This is a genomic window from Dankookia rubra, from assembly GCF_004355005.1.
Classification (GTDB): Bacteria; Pseudomonadota; Alphaproteobacteria; order Acetobacterales; family Acetobacteraceae; genus Paracraurococcus; species Paracraurococcus ruber_A.
In genome coordinates this window covers 1-1,063 of record NZ_SMSJ01000289.1, presented here as the reverse complement: position 1 = coordinate 1,063, position 1,063 = coordinate 1, and the positions used below count along the sequence as shown (strand labels likewise).

Here is a 1,063-nt window from a genome sequence, read left to right as displayed (position 1 = left end):
CGAACCAGGTCCGAGCCGAGCAACGCAGCCTTGCTCAGTGCCCACCGGCCAACCTACCCTTGGCCGCCTGAATAGCGCAGCCAGCTGTCTCAGCAACCGGGCGCACTACAGTGGCATCGCTTTACAGCAGCCCAGGAGCTTGGCCACGGGCTATCCCCGGATCGGGGAGCGCGGAGCCATGCTCAGCGCACTACGGCGGGCAATCCTCGGAGCGGGGAACAGAGCAATCACCAAGCGCCGCCATCGCTCTAGGGCTAATCCCCTTACCGCGGGGAAGTCAGCGGCTGCGGCGCGTCGCCTCGTTGCGGGCGCGCAGGCACTGGTCGATGGTCGGATACTTAGCCGCAGCACAGTCAGCCACAAGGGCTGCCTCGGCAGCCGCTACCGCGGCGTCGATTGCCGCCTGGCTGGAAGCTGGATCGGCGGCCTGAGCCGAACCCAGCGAGAGCGTGGCGATCATGGCGATGATGATGGTATGCATGGTAGTTCCTCCCTATGCGCACCACCATACCCTGCTAGACTTGTACAAGTCCTAACAACGCCGGCCAAGCCGACGACAGCGGCGGTTTATCTCCGGTTTGGGGAATGCTGTCCGTAATGAGAGCGCGCGGACCATCCCCAGCTGGGGAGTGGTGTAAGCCTAACGATCTACGGGGTTATCCCCACGCCGCAGGGAGTGTGCTGACCGACGAATGGCCTGCCGATCTATCCGCCAGATGGCGGGGTGTTGGCTTCCTGCTTCCGAAGCTCGGCAGCCTCCAGCTCGTGCTCCTCCCACAGCTCGGCGGCACGCCGCTCCCATTGCTGCATCAGGTCGTCTGCAGCCTCGTTGCCGGCGACGACCCTCTCGGCCTCGTCCGCAGGGAGTGCGTGTTTGCTGGCCCGGACTACCGTCTCGACTAAGCGGCAGTACCGCACTCCGTCAATCTCCATATGGAGAGTTATGTATCGCTGAGCTGCCCCCGGTTTCCCTGGACACCCATTTGTCTGAGGAGAGACCGGAACGATGATATCCACCATGAAGCAGATCGAAGATCATTTGGCCGTTGATGGGCCTGTGGGT

The 1,063-nt window shown here is 63.2% G+C and carries 2 protein-coding genes; both read right to left on the bottom strand.

Annotated elements, in window-relative coordinates; genetic code table 11:
- Positions 1–277: 277 nt before the first annotated feature.
- Positions 278–481, bottom strand: coding sequence for a hypothetical protein (locus E2C06_RS36605; protein WP_133293406.1), 204 nt, complete (start codon positions 479–481; stop codon positions 278–280).
- Between the two features lie 224 nt (positions 482–705).
- Positions 706–1,020: a hypothetical protein gene (locus E2C06_RS36600; RefSeq protein ID WP_165982923.1), complete on the bottom strand. Its 315-nt coding sequence runs from the start codon at positions 1,018–1,020 to the stop codon at positions 706–708.
- Between the last annotated feature and the right edge of the window lie 43 nt (positions 1,021–1,063).